This window comes from Sphingobacterium sp. 2149, assembly GCF_031455655.1.
In the GTDB taxonomy this organism is placed as follows: Bacteria; Bacteroidota; Bacteroidia; order Sphingobacteriales; family Sphingobacteriaceae; genus Sphingobacterium.
In genome coordinates this window covers 360711-380468 of sequence record NZ_JAVDTD010000003.1, presented here as the reverse complement: position 1 = coordinate 380468, position 19758 = coordinate 360711, and the positions used below count along the sequence as shown (strand labels likewise).

Genomic DNA, 19758 nt, shown 5'->3' with positions numbered 1-19758 from the left:
TAAAGGCGGATAACAGCAATGTTATCCGCCTTTTTTATGGACACTTTTTTTAAAAAGCATAACTGCTTTAAAGACTTCAGTTCACGAGAACTGCGAAACTGTTGGAATAGATCGTAGTGCTAAAGTCCTACAATAAGCGTCGGCAGCATCAAGGGCGAAAGATCGTCCGCATTCTTTTCCTTCGACGCCTTAATTAGCTGCTTTAGCATAGAAATTAGGCTTTATAGCGCTCAGCTGCTTGAAACAATCCCCATCCCTTAGAATGGGTAACCGATCGCAAGGTTAAACATCAAATTATCTTTACGCCATCTGGAACTTCCAAAATCGATATCCTTTAACACCCAGCGCTCACCCTTCGGTAAGTAAGGAACGCGGAGTGGAATAGAAAAGTCGGTACGCAGGATCAGGAAGGTAAAGTCGAAACGTAATCCTAGTCCACCGCCCACAGCAAGCTCCTGGAGAAAATCTTTACTAAATTTTCCTCCCGGTTTGGTCTCATCTTCACGCTGAAGCCATACATTCCCAGCGTCAATAAAGGCTGCCCAATGTATTGGGCCAGTAATTTTTGCGCGGTATTCGGTATTGAGCTCCAGTTTGATATCACCCGTCTGATCGGCGTAAAAAAGGCCATTACCAAGACGTTCTGGTGCCACGGTACCCGGTCCGATTGCACGCGCACCAAAGGCACGGATGCTATTTGGTCCGCCCACATAATATTGTTTCAAATAAGGGAGGGAACGCGAATTGCCATACGAGTAACTCATCCCGATACTTACCCGCGAGGCAAGCTGTGAATTTTCGCTAAGCTTGAAATAATGCCTGCCGTCAACACTTGCTTTGATATATTGCGAAAAGTACGCGTCGAAGAGTTTAAAGGTTTTGCCCTTATTAAAGTCCGCGCCTTTGATCAGCCCCAGAATATTGCCGGAAAAGTCCAGATTTCCCTTAAAATAAAAGGTGTTCTGTAGATGTTTTTTCATGGTATTCTGAAAGGTGAAATTATAGTTGGGACCAATGGTAAATTGTGGGTCTATCACATGGCGTAGCGCGGGAATGGTATCCATCTGATTTTTGTAACTTTCTGAAATACCCCGCGGTTGCACATAGGTAATTTCCATCAATGCCAGATCATGCTGTTTCTCTTCGTTCTCCTGCCAGGTATATCCATAGTCCAAAGCAATGGAATTGAGGGTATAGGCTTTTCTCCGATTTAAAAATTCGTAACGTGCTTTGATATAGGTATTCGGAATAAATTGGCGCGACGGATTGATGGTGCCAAATGGCGTTAGTATGCGGGGGAAAGTCAAAGTAGCCTCGGTACCGTAGCGGAAATAGCTGGAGTTGAGATCAGCATTGCCACCCGTCTGTAATTCGTAACCTCCGAATACATTAATATTAAGCTTTTCGGCACCTTTAAAGGCGTTGCGCAAGGTCCAGTTGACATTGACTTCGGTCCCGTTGTACACGCTGGCCATTTTGCCCAGTAGCTCTACCCGGATGGACTTCTTGGGCAACGGTGTAAGGTAATAGTAAACATCCAGCGCATTGGGCACCTCTTTGCTATCTACAAAGTTGTTTTTAACAAATTTCCAGCTATTCAGGTTCACGAGATGGCTGATGGTCCTGTTGTGGTTATCCCGGTTATACAGATCGCCCTCTTTGAAAAAGATGTGGTTCGCAATAACGGGTTTGCGAAAGGTATGATTTGGATCGATAAAATAATAACTGCTGTCGAATAATTCAGCATTTCTGGCCGAACGTTGGTATCCCGTCCCGGTCTCGTTATAGTTGGGGTAGATATAAATCTTGTTAATCTTGGAAGGGACCCGCGCCTGCTCAGGCGTTTCTTTTTTGACCGTCACATAGAGGTTGACCTTGTGGTCGCCGATTGTACTGTCTACCTGCACGAGGATGTAGTCTGGACTAAAGTAATAATAGCCTTTGTTTTTCAATACATTGTCGATGCGGTCCCTTTCATTGAGCACCACGTCAAGACTATAGTTGTTATTGACCCGCAAGAGGCTCGCGCTTGAGGTCTCCCGAATATCGCGGCCGAGTTGGCTTGTGCTGTCGACGTCGAAAGTGACGGATTTTATGCGGTAAATCAAGTTAGGGGTGGCAGTATAGTCTACCGTAGCTTTTTTATTTTCGACGATGGTGTCTGAGGTGACTTCTGCATTGAAAAAACCAATATTCTCCAGTCTATTGCGGAGAAGATTCTCATTGTATTCTCGGTTTACATCGCTTAGCAGCACCGGTTCTTCGCCGATCTTTTTGAGAAATCGTTTGATAAAATTGCTTTGGGCGGTATCACCGGCCATGTTATTGAAATAAAGCTTGTAGGGCATTCCCAATACCCGCTTATTGGGCTTGGGGCGAAGCGACTCTGCCAAATAGGTCGCCAGCTTTTCTTTGTTTTTCTTTGAAATGGTATCCGATGCTATCTTGACATTCCCCTTGACATATAAACTCTCACCTTCAGGCAGGTTCTTAGTCGAAGAACAAGCAGCAATTAGTCCCCCTATTGTCACTAAGGCCATAAGCCATTGTAATTTAATTTGCATGGTAAGCCCTTTCCTCATCTTCATTTTTAATCGCTGTAGTTTTAATCGTATCTAAATGTTTCGGCGCATTATTTTTTTGCGTCCTATTTGTTGTGCTATCCACCTCCTGGCGGCGTTGCTGTTCTTTTTTCTGCTCTTCAATCCGTTTGCGGTATTCTGGGCTATGAAGCATTAGACTGTCGCGTATCACTGTTCTAACGCTGTCGCGATACGCCGAATCCTGCTCCATACGGTCCACATCAAAGCGTTTCCTAAACTTCTTGCTACCAGTATCGTAAAATTCCTTCAATTTTTTGGAGCGCATAAAGATCTCCTTAAATCTATTGTAGTCCATGTTGATAATGAATCCGATTCCGGTTTCAACAAATTGCCCCTGTAGGGTAACCTGATACTGATTTTTACGGTAGAAGCGCGCAAAGTAGCGTCCATCTTGAGAGAGTTGGTAATCCAGTTGAATATCACCTGCGATGTTATTGGAAGCCTCCCCGGGACGGGAATTTCCTTCTACCTCAAAATTAGATCCGATGCTGACTTTCAGGCGGTCGTTGAGTAACATCTTGGAGACGCCAATGTTTAGGTCGGTACGTGTCTGTGCCGCGCCCGTGCTGTAATCGTCTTCCGACGTAAGGTTGAAATCGAGCTCCACTCCAGTAATCAGATCCGAAGCGAGTCGGTTTAGCTGAGCACTCAAAAACGAACTGACGCTATTCCGTACCAGTGCTTCTGTACCACCACCGCCAGAAAGGCTTTCAAATGGATTGGCTGACATAAACCTACCCAGTACAATCAGCGAGAATACTTGTTTGTTAAGATCAGATGGGTTATCGCGCAATGTCGTCAGAGCGTTGTCCACCTTACTGATAACATCCTGCGATACAATGGCATTATTGGCATTTAGATCGATATCAAAGTTGAGCTGTGGTTGAAACAATTGATCCGAGATCTTCAACAGCACGTCGAATGGAATCTTTTGTTTATATAAGTTAGCATTTTGGGTACCTAGCTGTGGCGCAACCAATTCTAACGTTGGCGCCTTCAAAGTGTATACGGCCGTTATGTTCAGCTGTGCGTCCAAAGGATCGCCATTCCAGGTTATTGTGCTTCCTTTTTGAAAGGTAAAGTCTCTGCTGACAGGTCCAAAGCTGAATGAATAACTTCCTTTCTCCACGGTAAATGTCCCTGACATCGTAATTTTACCGCTTGCATCCACGCCGGCATTCAGTTCGGCTTCCCCTTGAATGTTGAGGGCATCCTGAGAACCTGCGTCGAGCAAAATCTTAAACTTGGCATCCTTATCGGTCTGTAGATTGAGGTCGACGTCTATTCCGGTGAGTTTCGTGACAGTCATGGAATCTAGTCGGGCAAGTGCATTCGCCGTTGCGGTATCGCGTTTGTCCACAAATTCAACCACCCCTTTCCGGTCGGCCATCCCAGGCTCATTGTTGGGCATGACCAGCGTAAAATCGGTGCTATCGAGCACCTTGATGGTGCCATCCACAATTGGTTTGTCCAGATTTCCGCCGATTTGCAGATTGGTGCCAAGATACATTTTTCCATAAAACATATCGTTGTCCGCTTGCGTGGAATTTAGTACTTCAAAGTTGTCCATAGCGATGTTGAGGTCAAAGTCAAAATCGGTGTAGGTCTGTGTACGGATCGAACCGCTAACTTGAGCCATATTCCCTTTGCTATCTTCCAGCTGGAAATTTGGGAAGGATATACCGTTTTGGTCAAAACGGATCTGTTCATCTTTTGCTTTAAAAAGTGAATTGAGCATCGCAACATTGAACTCGGCTTCCCTAAAATTAAGGTCGCCCCTGATCTGTGGTTTTGAAGGCGAGCCCGTTATTTTTAGCTGACCTTTGAGATTACCCTTGGCGTCTTTCAGGTTACCCATACTAAAGGCCTGTACGGTCTTCATGGTTAGTGGTGCGACATCCAGAGTAAAGTCAAGCGTGGCATCACCCTGTGGTGGATTGATAAAGTCTCCACTCAGAACGAGATTATTTCCGTTTTCGGTAATGCTCACATTGGCATTGTAGGTGTTTTCACGTGCATTATTGACTTTGATATTGATATTGCCAACGGTATCTTTTCCGAAGTAAAACTTATCTACCACAAGATCTGCAACAAACACAGGACTACTTTCCAGTCGTGATAGTGTGGTTTGTCCGTTAATACCACCGCCCACATCGATACTGTCGCTCATCACCATTTTGGTCAGCGTCTCGATACGGAAATTGTTGAACGCTACATTTAGCGGTGAATTGAATAGGCTATCTTGGGAAGCAATGCGCAATTCTTGGCCCTTGTTACGCAGTACAAAATTGTTGGCCAATAGGCCGGCGCTACCAAATTTCAGCGTATTGTTGGGGGCTACATCCCACTTATCGTAGTTGAGCATCAAGCCGTCCTGCAGCAGACTGAATTCAAATAGTCCATTTCGCGCCTGCATGTCTGCCCCAACGTGATATTGCTCTTTATCTTGTTTATCCTTGATCCACAGCCCCATATTAATCATGTTTTGAGCTACCTTTCCGCTGAAAACAGTGTTAGTCAGCTCAATACTACTGACTTTAACCTTGTTGATGAGTGCCGAATAATAGAGTGCACTATCGAGACTATTGATATCCAGGGTTACATTGTTTATTTCTGTACCGCCATAAACGATGCGCGGTGCATCCAACTTGGCTGACAGGTTTTTAGACGCACTGTTAAACAGGCCGTCCAAACTGATAGCTTTCATTTCAGTGAGTTCTGGAAGAAAATCCTGAATCAGTCTATTTCGGGTCAGCTGCGCCGAAAATTCGATGAGCTGCGGCGAGTAGGGGGGAATCGAAACGGGTTTTTCTGGTTTATAATAGACCTGCAGAAGATCCTGTACGGCACTTTGCAGTTCCAGAATTTTGTATTTGCCAACCAGGTGGGCATTCAAAAAATCAGATTTTAAGATCAGCTGGTTGCGGCTCGTATCGGCCTTGGCGAGTAACGATACAGAGTCCAGCGCATAACGATCGTTGTTGTATCGGATCAGCGAATTGGTAATATGTGCTTCACCGTTGAGGAAGTTTGGATCAGCAGTGGCAAAATTACCGCTTAGCTTACCCCGGTAGCTGATAGCATCCGGCATTAAATTTAACTTTTGCAGATTGATGCTATCGACCAGTAGTTCAAAGGCCACTTTGGGATACTTAGCCCTTGTATTCGCCGTAGCATTCAGTTTCAGTTTGATATTTGGGTCGGGACTTAAAACGGATGCTTTGATAGCACCTTTATCTGCGGAAAGATTCATGCCGATATCGTGATAGCGGTAACCCATGGCATCGAGCCGGTTTACTTTACCGTCAAAGTTTGCCATAAGTCTTTTGGGGTCGGTTCCCCTTCCTTTGATTTTTCCTTCAAACGAGAGAATGCCCAAGGTACTGTCCATCTGCATGATCTGACCGATGTTGAAGTCGCGGACGCTGATTGCTGCATCGTAGCTGGTATCTTGTTTAGCCATATGGACCTTTCCATCGAGTTTGGCAGTTCCTTTTTCGGTTACCAATGAAAGTTTGGTGTTAAAGGCATTCATTCCGCCCTTAAATGTGCCGTTTAGGCCGATGGTGTTGGGTAGTTCGATACCACTCGGCAGCATGGACTTAGCAACCAGTTTTTCAATATCCGAACGGCCTGTCGTCAGTTTTTTCAAATTGAGGTCTACCGACAATTTGTTCATGTCGGGTAGCCCCTTTAGATGGAGGCTGGCGATCAGACGCGTATTTGATAACGTTTGAAAATCGATTGTAGGGATATGAAGATCATCTACACGGCCAATAACGCGGGTGTCGATATAAAATTTCTTGTCGAGCAGCGGCTTCATCACCTGCATGGTATCGAGAAAGGGTGCGAAAAACCGGATATCCCGCATATCGATATGGCTTTTGCTGATATTGGCATTCACCGTGATCAGTTCTGGTTTTTTGGCAATCAGATCTAGTGAAGGGTAACTGAGTTTGAGGTAGTCCCGTATGAGTGTCCGCGGCGTTTCTGCATATAGGTTTTTGATTTCGGCACCGGTATTGGTATAGTTGAAATCGGCTTTCAGCTGCTTGATAACGAAGCCAGAATGGTCAGAAGCCACGAGCTCTTTCAATGATCCGCTGATTGAATCGGCGCTATAGTATAGATCAGTCAGTTGCGTTTTAAGACCCGGCATGTGGATGTTAAAATAATCGAAACCCTTCATGCGGGGCTGGTTGTCATCTTTGAAACGAATATTGGTGTTATTGATGCGGATGTCTTTGGCCGAGACTACCCAATTCATTTTTCCAGCCGCACTTGAATCTGTTTGCGCAGCATCGGCTTTTGTCGGATTAGCTTTTCCTTCTTCGGACAACGCTTTTTGAATTTTTCCCAGCAGGACATTGTTGTCCGACCCGTCTAGATCAAGCTTTTGAATATCCACAAACTGTTTGTTCAGATCAATTTTATTGAGGTCGGCATGGAAGCTTTTTATCTTAAATTCGGATTTAAGTGCGCTGGCCTGATCTTCATATCGGACCAGAATATTTTTGAGGTCTGCCACTTGGATGCCGACATCGGGGAGGAGGGACGTCGTCTGCGCAGTTTTATCGCTGATCCCAAAGTCTTCAACAGAAGGGCCCGAGCCATCTACGGCGGGTTTCCATTGCCTAACAGTGGCATTTAATCCGTCGATATGAATTTTTGGCAGCTCAAAGGCCATGTTGTTCGTGAGGTCAAACTTCTTTATATTGGTGTTTAAACTGCCTAGATAGACGTCAGCTCCGGTACCGATTACTTCGTCGGTATAGACCACATGTATTTTTGAAAATTTAATTTTATCGAGGTTAAACAACAGGGCAGACGTGGTATCAGCAGTTGGTTGACTTTCTTTTTCAGACGCAAAAGCCTTAACGATATAATCGAAATTAAAGGCGCTGTCGGGTAAAGTACGTTGGATTTTGGCCGTAATACCCTTAGCTTCTAGACTTTGGATTTCTACCGTATTTTTCAGTAGTTTTAGCATATTGATATCCACCGAAATGCTCTTTCCAGCAACTAAAGTGTCCTTACTCTGATCTTCGAGATAGATGTTTTCCAAGACCAGTTTTTTGGGAAAATCAATATTGATATAGCCAATTCTAACGGGGGTGCCAATTTTGCCTTCAACATAATGGGTTACTTTTCCGGCAATATAATTCTGTATCGAGGGAAGGCGCAGCAAAAAGATAATTAGAATGAAGAGTCCAATGATTCCGCCAATAATCCACAATAGCGTTTTTAAAGCAATTCGGGTAAATCTGTTCAATGTGTTGTCTGATTTAAGTTTACACATAAGACAACACAACCATGCAAATGGTTTGGATTTTATAAATAGATATCGCTATAACGTCATTTTTTTACCATAGCATATACGTCAGTATGATCAAAAAGCCGCCCCGGATAAGCAATTCTTGCGCAAGTTCCTCACGATCCAACTTATACCAGCTATATTTTTCGTAATATCTGCTAATCGTTTTCCTGTTTTTCTCGCTGACAATTTTATAATATGTTTTCATAACCGATTTATATTGATGTCTTTTAACAGTATGCAATTATGATGCAATTTTGGCGAATTAGCAGGGAATTTAGGTAGTTGATGTGGTGGTTTAGGTTATAAAATACACTGTAAAGGCGTATTTAAACGCTGTACTTGAGTTTACACCAAAGGTAATGATGCCTCTATACGCTAATTACGGCTTCGCGAATAGCATATCGAAGCTGTAATTAGCGTAATATAGTTTGTTTATAGTTCGTTGTTGTTGCGTGTACCAGGCTCATGTGCTGTCCCATAGTCGTGTCGAGCAGCCACTCTTCTAGTCCGTTGAGCTTGATCAGAAGGAAGTGTATCCATCTGTTTTCCGTCGCTATAAAAAGTGTCTTCACTAAAGTGATAATGCGTATAGAATGTGGATGGATCATAACTATTGTTGCTTACGACAAATCCAACATCGCCGGTGCCTTCAAAGATGTGACGGGTGGATAATTCCGTTTCCGGATCGACATGATGCTCTTGGTAAGCAGGCAGCCGAATGACCTTATCTTCCGTGATGGATAGGACGACCACCTCTCCGTCATCAGCAGGATTGTATAGATAATCCGTTGCAGGCTCTTCTGTCGGAATCTCGTCGACAGTAAAGATCACGCTAGGATTAACCGGCTCAACGGGAGGAGTTGGGTAGGTGGTATCATTACTCGCCTGAATTTTCGTGCCGTCATAAAGCGAGGCAAGACCTATGGGTACGAGTATTTTCTTATCTTCCTCCACAACAAATTCAGCATCATTCAGGTCGATGATGAGATAGCGAACCTGTTGGCTCTGCGGATCAAACAGCAGATCGGTTACCTGTCCGATCAATTGACCAGCCTCATTTTTTACTTTCCATCCGCGGATATCAGGTTCTCCATCGACTATTTCATAATCGCTTCCCCCGAGTTCAATTAAATGATTATAGTTTTTGTCTTCTAATGCCATGTCTTTAGTTTTTGAGTTATTCAATTTTTTTACGAGGTTCTAAAGGGTATCCGTTAGTGGCGCTGTGGTATTTACACTTGTATCTGGAGCAGCTTCATTTATCCTTCCGCCGCTGTTGTAGCGGTTTACAAAATAAAGGACCAATCCCAATGCAAGGAGTGATAGCAGGAGCCATAGCCACCAAGGAGCTCCATTTTTAGGTTTTACTTCTAAATGTGCCATATATACTTTTTTTAAAAGAACAACACTTCACAGGCTTCGTTTGAAAAAATTTTTTATGTATAGGTCTGGCTATTATATTTTGTTAGCTATACCGCAAGATTGGTATGAACGATATAGCTGGCTGATCACATATGACCCTAACTTTGAAGTTTGCGTGTTGTATAGCTTTTGATGGGACACTATCAAAAAAATAAAAATAATTTAAACGATTTGCCGTGGACACTGTTATTTGATCGGAAATGTATTAATTAGTTAAATAAACGCAGGTTAAAGGATTGTTTTTTGTAGAGGCTAGGTTCGTGGTTGACCTAGCCTTTTTTTGTACAAACGATTGCTAACTTTTTTTTCTCTCTTATTTTTTAGGGGCAGCAAATGAGAATCAACTGGTAACCAAATTGCCCTATTTTGCACTGCTTGTTCAGTGCTTGTTCAGTGCTCGTTCAGTGCTTGTTCAGTGGTTGCTTAATGTGGACTGAATAATCAATGACGAATTACTGTCTAAAAATTGATTAAAAATTGGTGTTAGCCATAAATTGATGTTAAGTTGTATAAGTTTTAATGTTTGATTTAATTATTTATCATCGGGCAGGCTTTGTCATTAAAAGGGGCGTATATCAGTGCCAAATCGCTTATAATGTATTCCATTAGGCATATGATGTATTCCATAAGAATTAACTAAGTTTGTAGCATAGCGCTTTTGAGAAATGCAATCTTTTTATTTCTATTGTTTATTTTTTTGTTCCTTAATCAGTACTTCGGTTGTTGGACAATCGCTGGATTATCCGTCTTTCCGGAATATTTCTTTGGGTACGAACGCAAATACCGTACACTCATTTGCGCAGGATAGTTTGGGAATGCTATGGCTAGGAAGTAACAATGGCCTATTTAATTATGATGGCTATGCGCTGCAGCCGCTTACGGGAACTAAATATCCTTTTCAGACCTTTGTATATTGTATTGAAATGGTCGATGATAAGCATTTTGCGTTGGGTACCGGACAAGGCGTGCTACTCTATAATTACCAGTTAGACCGTTTCGATTCTTTCCCTTCAGGAGGCCCTTCTGATGTCAGGTCACTACTGGTCGTGGGCAATACATTATGGATAGGCTCCATTGCTGGTTTGTACTGCTATGATATAAAGACGCATAAACTTATCGACTACACCAAGTCATTTCCCACTAATAAAGGCAGACCTGCCGTTTATGCACTTGATAAGATCGACGATAGCATCTTAATAGGCACGTACAATGGACTTTTTGAGTTAGATGCAGCTCATAAAGAGATTGTTGCCTTAACATTGCCCGATTATAAAAAAGGGAGCAACCAATTTGTAAATTCCATATTTTCTATTCCGGAGTTAAGCAAAACATTTATCGGGACAGAATATGGGCTATACTTGTATGATGCTAAAAAACATATGCTTCGTAAGACTCCTGTGCTACAGAACCATCCGATCAAGGCGATGGCGTCGAAAGATTCCAACACTTTATTGGTCGGAACAGATGACGGTCTTTTTACTTATCAGCTGAATCAGCAGCTCGTGAAGCGGATCAAACATGATTCCCGTAATAGAAACTCGCTGGCCAATAATATTATATGGAGTATATTTAAAGACCGAGCGGGAAATATCTGGTTAGGTACGGATTTTGGCTTTTCATTGTGGTCTAATCGCAAGGTAGAAAAAACACTTCCAATATACCAATTGACAGCAAGTAACGACGGTAACCGTTTTTACAAAATTGCGAAGGACCGTAACGGTTGGTATTGGCTGGGTGGCGACAATGGTTTGATTCGGGTACATGGACTGGGCGATAGAAATGCTGAAAGCAATTGGTATCGGATGGATGCTGGAACCTATCGGCTGACCCATAACCGTATCCGCGATATCTATCAGGATCGTGCGGGATTGGTCTGGATTGCTTCCGATGGTGGAGTCGATGTGTTCGACGCGCAGACCAAGCAGTTTAAAAACCTGACGATTATTGATGCTACCGGCAAACGGAATGCGAAATGGTCCTATAATATGCTGGAAGATGGACAAGGTAATCTGTGGATAGCCACCTATATGGGGGGCATATTTGTGGTCAACAGAAATAGACTCTTGGAAGCTACGGGGCCGGTCGTTGCAAACCGAAATTTCAGCAAAGAGGATGGCCTCTTAGAAGATTTTGCCAATCAGATTGTCGACAATGGAAGGGGAGAGATCTTGGCACTTTTCTTTAACAAAGGAATCAGCAGCATTGATGTGGCTACTGGGAAGATCAGGGATCTGACGGATAGTGCGGGGCACCCGTTAGATCGCGCGACCTTTATGCTCAAGGATAAACAGCACACGGTGTGGGTAGGGGAACACGGCGAGTTGCGACGAATTGCAGCGGATGGAAAAAACACGTTGATTCGTTTTGATCCTGTTGGCAAGGGTGAAGTGACCGCTATGGCCGAAGTCAATGCCTATATCTGGGTAGCAACGAGTGCTGGAGTCTGGCAGATTAATAAGCAAAGTCTAAAAGCTGAATTATTGCGGTATGGACAGCGTGTATCTTCTATGTACTACGATACGGAGCGAGAGGAAGTAATCCTGGGAGGGGTTGATGAAGTAGTTTTGTTGCCTGCACAAAAGGAGGAAGCGGATGTAGACCGCTCGAAAAAGATTGTACTCACCGCAATGTATGTCAATAATGAAAGGTTTGGTAGTTATGATTATGGTTTGCGCTACCGAAACGAGATCACCTTAGCGCATGATCAGAACAACCTTCGGCTGGAGTTTTCCGACCTGGATTATGGAAATCATCTCGGCTATCGACTTGCCTATTCGTTTAAAGGCAAAAATGAAACCTGGATTCCAATGGAACGTGGGGATAATAAGGTGTTACTGTCCAACTTAAATTCCGGAAGCTATGATCTTCAGTTGGCGCGGGTGGATATTGCTGGACATGTAGTTTCTGAAATCTATACCTATTCAATTACAATACGCTACCCTTGGTATGCGACCTATTGGGCCAAAAGTCTTTATATACTCATTGCTGGTTTCCTGATCCTCTGGATAGTCAACTTTTTCAGGGTACGCAGTACGCTGAAATGGGAGAGACGTGAGCGCCGTAAGGTTCAGGAGCTCACAAAGATGAAAATGGATTTTCTAACTGCTGTATCGCATGAGCTGAAAACACCCTTGAGTCTGATCTTGGCTCCCGTGAGCCAAATGATGCGGCAGACCAAGAACAGCGATAAAAAGAAGCAGTTGGATGGCGTACATCGAAATGCCTTAAAAATCAGTCAGCTTATTCAGGAATTGATGACTTTTGACCAGGTGGAGCAGCAGCAAATGCCTTTACAGGGATTGCTGAATTCTCAAATTGATCTGGTCGATTATTGCGCACAGCTTATAGCTGAATGGCAGCAAGTGCCTGAATACAGCAATATCCATATTGGATTTTCCACGACTGTAGAGAGCGTCTTTATACAGACGGATGTTGCCAAATTAGGATCAATCGTCAACAACCTTATCTCCAACGCCTGTAAGTATAATCGACCGGAGGGTAGCGTGAACCTGCGGCTGGAAGTAAATGGTGACGACGTTAAGCTGATCGTTCGGGATACCGGAATTGGCATAGCTTCCGACGATTTCCCTTATATATTCAGTAAATTTTATCGCTCTTCTTTAAGAGAGGTCAATGAGGTACAGGGAACGGGAGTAGGCCTTTACTTAGTCAAAAGTTATTGTGAACAATTAGGGTGGGACATTGCGATAACGAGCGATCAAAATGGCACAACTGCAACGCTTTACTGGAAGCAGGATCGTATAAACAGCAAGAATCCTGCCGCTGACACCAACACCTCAAGCAAAAAAAAACTGTTGATCGTCGAAGATAATGCCGAGCTTGCTGATTTTTTAAGAAATACCCTTCAAACAAATTACGATTGCAGTATCGTTGGTGACGGAAGTGAGGCATTACGTTTGATCGATGGGCATAGCTTTGTGCCGGATATTATCATTACAGATGCCATGATGCCCAATATGGGAGGCATTGAAATGGTCAAAAAGCTGCGCCAAAATACATTGACAGCGATAATACCCATCATTTTGTTAACTGCGCAAAGCGATGAGCTCATCAGACGTGAGTGGGTAGCTGTTGGCATAGATGCTTATATGGCTAAGCCTTTCGATCTGGATTTGCTGCAAATGCAGCTACAGCAGCTCCTGGAAAGGAAAAATAAGATTGTCGCTCAAGTGCGTATCGATCAAATCAGTCAACCAGCAGAACCGGTTGCGGTACATTCGCCAGATGAAAAATTCCTAGCAAAAGTAACGCAGTTGATTGAAGAAAATATGGACGATTCGGAATTTTCCGTACAGCGGCTCAGCGAACTCACTGATGTAGCGGCAAGGCAACTCTACCGAAAAATGAAGCAGCTCACGGGGTATACTCCTGTGGAATATATTCGCAGTATCCGCATCAAAAAAGCCGCACTGTTGCTACAGCAAAAGAAGTTTACTGTAGCCGAAGTGATGTATATGGTCGGATTCTCCAATTCGTCGTATTTCTCAAAATGTTTTCAGTCGGAATTTGGTATGTCACCAAAGGTTTATATGGAGTCTTATTCGTAAAGTGTTGTTCGTCAGTATTGTCTAATGGTTGGGAGATGTGGAGATGTCCAATTTGTGTTGTTCTTTGTCCGATATGTGGCCTTAAAAAATAATGCGGTTTGATAGGTTTGTAATCGTAATAACCAAAAAATTATAAATCGATACAATCCATGCGTGTAATTATTTTATGCTGCCTTGCTCTTTTGGGGTACGCCAATACCTATGCACAGGTTAAGGCCAATACAGATGTTCCTACGGTCTTTGTTGATCACGAAGGTGTGATGCGCTGGTCCGACACCAGAGCTGAGGCTTCATTTTATGGGGTCAACTATACCGTTCCTTTTGCCCATGCCTTTCGGGCACTTCAGGCTAGAGGAATCGACCGTAAGCAGGCCATTGATCGGGACGTTTACCACTTTGCCCGTTTGGGGTATAATGCTTATCGTATCCATATCTGGGATGTGGAGATCTCGGACCGAAATGGAAACTTGATGAGCAATGAACACCTGGATCTATTGGACTACCTCTTTTTCAAACTGCAGGAGCGTGGCATCCGGATTTTAATTACCGGCATGACGAATTTTGGAAATGGCTATCCCGAAAAAAATGAAAATACGGGTGCCTTTACCTACCATTATGATAAGTGTCAGATCCATGCCAATCCACAAGCAATCGCAGCACAGGAAAAGTATATCAGCCAGTTGCTTCGCCATGTCAATCCTTATACAGGCTACGCTTATCAGGAAGATCCTTACGTTATTGGATTTGAAATTAATAACGAGCCGTGCCATACGGGTGCAGTTCAAACGACTTCGGACTATATTGCACGGATGGTTAAGGCCATGAAAAAAAGTGGTAATAAAAAGCCGGTTTTCTATAATGTCAGCCATAATATGGATCATGTGCAGGCTTATTTCAACGCTGATATCCAAGGAACCACCTATCAATGGTATCCTGTGGGACTGGTTGCAGGAAGAGAACGTCTGGGGAATTTTCTTCCTTACATCGATCAATACCACATTCCCTTTGCAAACTTGAAAGGGTTTGCCAATAAAGCAAAGGCAGTATACGAGTATGATCCTGCAGACAATCTCTACAGCTACCTGCATCCCGCGATGAGTCGTACATTTCGTTCGGCTGGATTTCAGTGGATCACGCAATTTGCTTACGATCCGATGGATATCGCCGCCTACAATACCGAATATCAGACCCATTATCTCAATTTAGCCTACACACCGGCGAAAGCATTGAGTACGTTAATTGCTGCCGAGGTGGCCTATACGATCCCCAGGAATAAAAAATTTAATCCATACCCGCAGAATACTTCTTTTGGTGATTTTGAGGTGAGCTATGATCAGGATCTCGCCATGATGAATGCGCCGGATAAATATTTTTATACGAATAATACAGCAGTCAAACCTGTAAAGCCAGAGAAATTGATGCATATTGCCGGCCATGGTTCTTCGCCTGTGGTGGATTATGGCGGATCTGGTGCGTATTTTTTGGATCGTTTGGAAGAAGGCTTATGGCGTTTGGAAGTGATGCCGGATGCAGAAAAAATCGCCGATCCTTTTGCCAAGCCGTCGCCAAGCCGCGAGGTGGTACATATCTTGTACCGATCTCAGGCGATCGATATTCAAATTCCTGACCTTGGCGAGATGTTCACCGTGCAACAACTTTCACATAAAACTGGGGTGGTTGGAGATCTTATAGTACCAAAAACCAGCTTCAGCGTTGAACCAGGAGTTTACCTGCTTAAGCGAAAGCATGTGCAGCTAAAAAATAGCTGGACAGCGTCTTCATCCTGGAAAAATGGTAGTTTGGGTGAATATTATGCGCCAGCAGCTGCGCCGCTGAAACAAGCTTTGTTAATACACCAGCAGCCCGAGGCACTGGAGAAAGGGCGCAGCGCCAAATTGGAGTTCCGCTACATCTTTGAACAGCAGCCCGATTCGATTATTTTACAGACGGATCAGGTCTCATTTTGGAACGACCATAATCCTTACATCAAGCTGATTCCGAAAGATAGTTATAAGTATGAGGCGGATATTCCGGCAGCATTGCTAAAGGGCAATGCGTTAAAATATACGGCCACAGTGTTCGTTGGTGGTAAGCAGTTTACTTATCCTGACAGTCAGGCCGGAGCTCCGCTCGACTGGGACTATCGCGTCAATAGCTATTGGACGGTCGGATTATATGACCAGCATGCACCAATTTCGCTGTTTGAATCATTGTCCAAGGTCGCTACTTTCGAGACCTTCGCCATTCCGGAAACCGCTTATATGACTGCAGAATGGCAACAGCAACATTTAGGGAAGCTGCCTTTCTGGGCGTATAGCTTTCACGGAAAGGATTCGAGTGCCCAGTATTTCTGGCTTAAAGATATAAGAACAAAAATTCTTGATCGGCCGGTGGGGCTCGAACATGTTAAAAAACTTTGTATACTTTTAAAACATACCGGTGGCAATCCGACGCTAAAAGCAGGTTTTGTCACAAAGAAAGGGTACACCTACGTCAAAAAAATAGATGCAGTTTCAGCTACTGAAACGTTGGTTTGCCTGGATTTAACAGATTTACAGCTGGTACCAACGGCTTTGCTGCCTGCCCCTTATCCCGTTTTTCTTGAACGGTTTTTTAAACCGGTAGTTTCTGATCACTTTGATAAAAAAGCGATCGAAAAGCTCATTATCTCAGGCGAAAATATGGCGGGCGTTGTGCTGTCTGTAGCCGCGGTCTGGCTGGAGTAGTGTATAAAAACAGTAGTTTGGCAAATTGGCCGTATCGAGCGCTAAGGTGAGTGTAGCGAAGGAATTGCAGCAAAGGAAAGAAACAATTATAAACACATAAATTAAAAAAAATGAAAGGTTTTGCATTTAAAACAAGTTTATTAGGCTTGTCATTGCTATCCTGCCTTGGGGAAACGCAGCTCTATGCGGCAACAAAAGGGGAGAGTAAATGGATCAGGTTGATGCAACAACAGGATGTCCGGGGGGTAGTCCGCAATGAACAGGGGCAACCGATGGCCGGTGTTACGGTGTTGGTGACTGGAACCACCGTGGGGACTTCTACGGCCAACGATGGTACCTATCGTATTTCATTGCCGAAGGGCAAATCGCAACTATCATTCTCGATAGTGGGGTATACCAGTCAAACATTATCGGTATCGGGAACATCTTTAGATATTAAGATGGTATCGGCGGGAAATGTTTTGGAAGAGCTGGTCATCGTAGGTTATGGCAGTAGTACAAAAAAGGATCTAACGGGTGCCGTCAACACGGTAGGTAGCAAAGATTTTAATACGGGATTGGTCGGTTCTCCCGAACAGCTGATCAATGGGAAAACGGCTGGCGTACAGGTGATGTCCAACAGTGGTTCGCCTTCCTCGGGAAGTACCATTCGTATTCGTGGTGGGGCTTCTTTGAGTGCCAGCAACGATCCACTGATCGTGTTGGATGGGGTACCTTTGGAAACTGGCGGCATCAGCGGCAACAGTGGCAATTTTCTCAGTCTGATCAATCCCAATGATATTGAAAGCATGACCGTGCTCAAAGATGCATCCTCCACAGCGATTTATGGATCTCGTGCATCAAATGGGGTATTGTTGATTACGACTAAGAAAGGAAAAGGGGATACATTACGGCTTTCTTTTTCCTCCATTGTGTCCATGCAACAGGCGATGGGTGTGGCTGATATGATGTCGCGCGATGAATTTGCTAACCTGATCAATAGCAAGGGAACTTCTGCGCAAAAAGCGCTATTGGGTAATGCCTCGACAGATTGGCTTTCTGAGGTTTTTCAGGATGCCATAGGAACGGACAATAATTTAAGTTTGCAGGGAAAGATCGGTAAGACGTTGCCCTTTCGAGCTTCTGCTGGCTATTACAATCAGCAGGGAACCTTGCGCACCGACAAGACGGAACGTATGACGGGGGCGTTTGTGCTAAATCCGACATTTTTTAACAAACACCTCGCGGTAAACCTGAATGTTAAAGGAGCCCGAAATAACAACAGTTTTGCCAATACCGAAGCGATATGGTCTGCTGTGGCGTTCAATCCCACGCAGCCCGTTTACTCTGGGGTAGCTGCTTATGGGGGTTATTATGAGAGTCTCGACAATGCCGGTCTCCCAGCAACAGGTGCAAATCTCAATCCACTGGGCCTGCTTCGTCAGGAGAAGCACCTTAGTACAGTCAATCGAGCTGTAGGTAATCTTGATCTTGATTATAAGTTTTATATGCTACCCGAATTAAAAGCTCACGTAACGGTCGGATACGACTATGCGAAAGGGAATGGGTCAAATCTAATTCCTGCAAGTGCAGCCAATAATTTTACGATTGGAGGCGCTTTTGACCGTTATGAACAGACCCTTAAAAATAAACTATTCACAGGTTATCTAAACTATAACAAGTTTTTTGCAGACTTAAAAAGCACGGTTGACATTACTGCTGGCCACGATTATCAATATTGGAGTGCAGGGCGCCCACCGATCGTGTACTATAATGAAGCAGGCGATATACGTTCTACCGCTATCGCATCAGACGAGCGCCATACGCTGATCTCTTGGTATGGTCGCATCAACTACAATTACGACAGCCGTTATTTACTGACAGCAACGGTCCGGAAGGACGGTACATCACGATTCAGTCCAGAAAATCGCTGGGGAACATTTCCTTCTGTCGCCTTGGCATGGCGCCTTTCACAGGAATCTTTCATGAAAGGCATCTCGTTTTTGGACGATTTGAAGCTCCGTGCAAGTTATGGAATAACAGGACAGCAGGAAGGTATCGGCAATTATGAGTATTTGCCGGTTTATAATTTGGGAACCGCTTATGCCCAATATCAGTTTGGCGATCAGTATCATCTGGTGTATCGGCCATCGGTCTACAACAGGGATTTACGCTGGGAGACAACCAAAGCATTTAACTATGGTCTGGATTTTGGACTATGGAAGAATAGGGTATCTGGTGCAATTGAATATTATACAAGAAAAACACATGATCTACTGGCCAATGTGCCGGTGGCTGCAGGAACAAACTTTGACCAGAACGCAACCATTAACGTCGGAAATGTTGAAAGTAGTGGTTTCGAATTTCAATTGAATACCGTCCCTATTCAAAAAGATAACCTGCGCTGGGAAGTTAATATCAATGCAACCAATCAACACACGAAAGTAACCAATATAGCCTTGGTACAGGATGCGAATGCTGTTGGAACGTACGTCGGCCCGAATGTCAGTGGCCGTGGCATACAGATCCTGACAACAGGATATCAACCTTACATGTTTTATGTGTACAAGCAATTGTACAACGAGGCAGGAAAACCGTTGGAAGGCGTGTACGCTGATCTGAATGGTGATGGTGCGATCAATGAAAAAGACCTGTATCGCTATCAATCCCCGGCCGCAAAATGGCTGTTCGGTTTCAATACACAGCTAACGTACAAAAAATGGACAGCAGCTACTACGTTACGCGCAAATTTGGGGAACTACGTCTTCAATAATACAAAAATGAACCTCAGTGCGTGGGAAACCGTTCAATATGTGGATCCGTCAATCAATAACCTTCATCGGGATTACTTGCATACGGGATTTCAAACTAGACAGTATTATTCAGATTACTACGTTGAAAATGCTTCCTTCCTTCGAATGGAAAATCTTTCCGTGAACTATAATTTTGGCAAATTGGGCAAGATTTCCAATTTACGCGTGGGTGCAGTAGCACAGAATGTTTTTATTGTGAGCCAATATAGTGGGATGGACCCCGAGGTGCCGAGTGGGTTTGACAGTTCGTTCTACCCGCGCTCCAGAACGTTCTCCTTAAGTCTCAATATGGATTTTTAATGGCTACCTCAAAAAAGAAAACTTATATAA

At 43.9% G+C, this 19758-nt stretch carries 8 protein-coding genes; 3 read left to right on the top strand and 5 right to left on the bottom strand.

Translation table 11 applies throughout. The annotated features are described in order from the left end of the window. Nucleotides 1–257: 257 nt before the first annotated feature. From J2X77_RS06305 to J2X77_RS06285, 5 genes are all read right to left on the bottom strand, one after another. On the bottom strand, nt 258–2588 hold the full coding sequence (locus J2X77_RS06305) for a BamA/TamA family outer membrane protein (RefSeq protein WP_209575063.1): 2331 nt from the start codon (nt 2586–2588) through the stop codon (nt 258–260). Beyond that, a complete protein-coding gene (locus J2X77_RS06300; protein WP_310079712.1) occupies nt 2554–7875 on the bottom strand; it encodes a translocation/assembly module TamB domain-containing protein in 5322 nt (1773 codons plus the stop codon). Before J2X77_RS06300 ends, J2X77_RS06305 begins: the two co-directional genes overlap by 35 nt. A gap of 91 nt (nt 7876–7966) precedes the next feature. Continuing rightward, entirely contained in the window at nt 7967–8125 is a 159-nt protein-coding gene (locus J2X77_RS06295; RefSeq protein WP_209575061.1) for a hypothetical protein, read from the bottom strand. Between the two features lie 227 nt (nt 8126–8352). Next, the gene (locus J2X77_RS06290; RefSeq protein ID WP_310079709.1) at nt 8353–9081 is read right to left on the bottom strand and encodes a PRC-barrel domain-containing protein; all 729 of its coding nucleotides are present in this window, start codon (nt 9079–9081) and stop codon (nt 8353–8355) included. Between the two features lie 39 nt (nt 9082–9120). Beyond that, on the bottom strand, nt 9121–9303 hold the full coding sequence (locus J2X77_RS06285) for a hypothetical protein (protein WP_209575058.1): 183 nt from the start codon (nt 9301–9303) through the stop codon (nt 9121–9123). 704 nt (nt 9304–10007) lie between these two features. On the opposite strand from J2X77_RS06285, the gene J2X77_RS06280 reads away from it, so the two are divergent. From J2X77_RS06280 to J2X77_RS06270, 3 genes are all read left to right on the top strand, one after another. After that, nucleotides 10008–13910: a two-component regulator propeller domain-containing protein gene (locus J2X77_RS06280; RefSeq protein WP_310079707.1), complete on the top strand. Its 3903-nt coding sequence runs from the start codon at nt 10008–10010 to the stop codon at nt 13908–13910. A 149-nt stretch (nt 13911–14059) separates the two neighbouring features. Then, on the top strand, nt 14060–16636 hold the full coding sequence (locus J2X77_RS06275; protein WP_310079704.1) for a hypothetical protein: 2577 nt from the start codon (nt 14060–14062) through the stop codon (nt 16634–16636). A gap of 110 nt (nt 16637–16746) precedes the next feature. After that, a complete protein-coding gene (locus J2X77_RS06270; protein WP_310079703.1) occupies nt 16747–19728 on the top strand; it encodes a SusC/RagA family TonB-linked outer membrane protein in 2982 nt (993 codons plus the stop codon). The last annotated feature ends 30 nt before the right edge of the window (nt 19729–19758 follow it).

Bases quoted from the DNA above. Each gene is read 5' to 3' on its own strand.
- J2X77_RS06305 (WP_209575063.1), bottom strand. From the start codon at position 2,588: ATGAAGATGAGGAAAGGGCTTACCATGCAAATTAAATTACAATGGCTT.
- J2X77_RS06295 (WP_209575061.1), bottom strand. From the start codon at position 8,125: ATGAAAACATATTATAAAATTGTCAGCGAGAAAAACAGGAAAACGATT.
- J2X77_RS06290 (WP_310079709.1), bottom strand. From the start codon at position 9,081: ATGGCATTAGAAGACAAAAACTATAATCATTTAATTGAACTCGGGGGA.
- J2X77_RS06285 (WP_209575058.1), bottom strand. From the start codon at position 9,303: ATGGCACATTTAGAAGTAAAACCTAAAAATGGAGCTCCTTGGTGGCTA.
- J2X77_RS06280 (WP_310079707.1), top strand. From the start codon at position 10,008: ATGCAATCTTTTTATTTCTATTGTTTATTTTTTTGTTCCTTAATCAGT.
- J2X77_RS06275 (WP_310079704.1), top strand. From the start codon at position 14,060: ATGCGTGTAATTATTTTATGCTGCCTTGCTCTTTTGGGGTACGCCAAT.
- J2X77_RS06270 (WP_310079703.1), top strand. From the start codon at position 16,747: ATGAAAGGTTTTGCATTTAAAACAAGTTTATTAGGCTTGTCATTGCTA.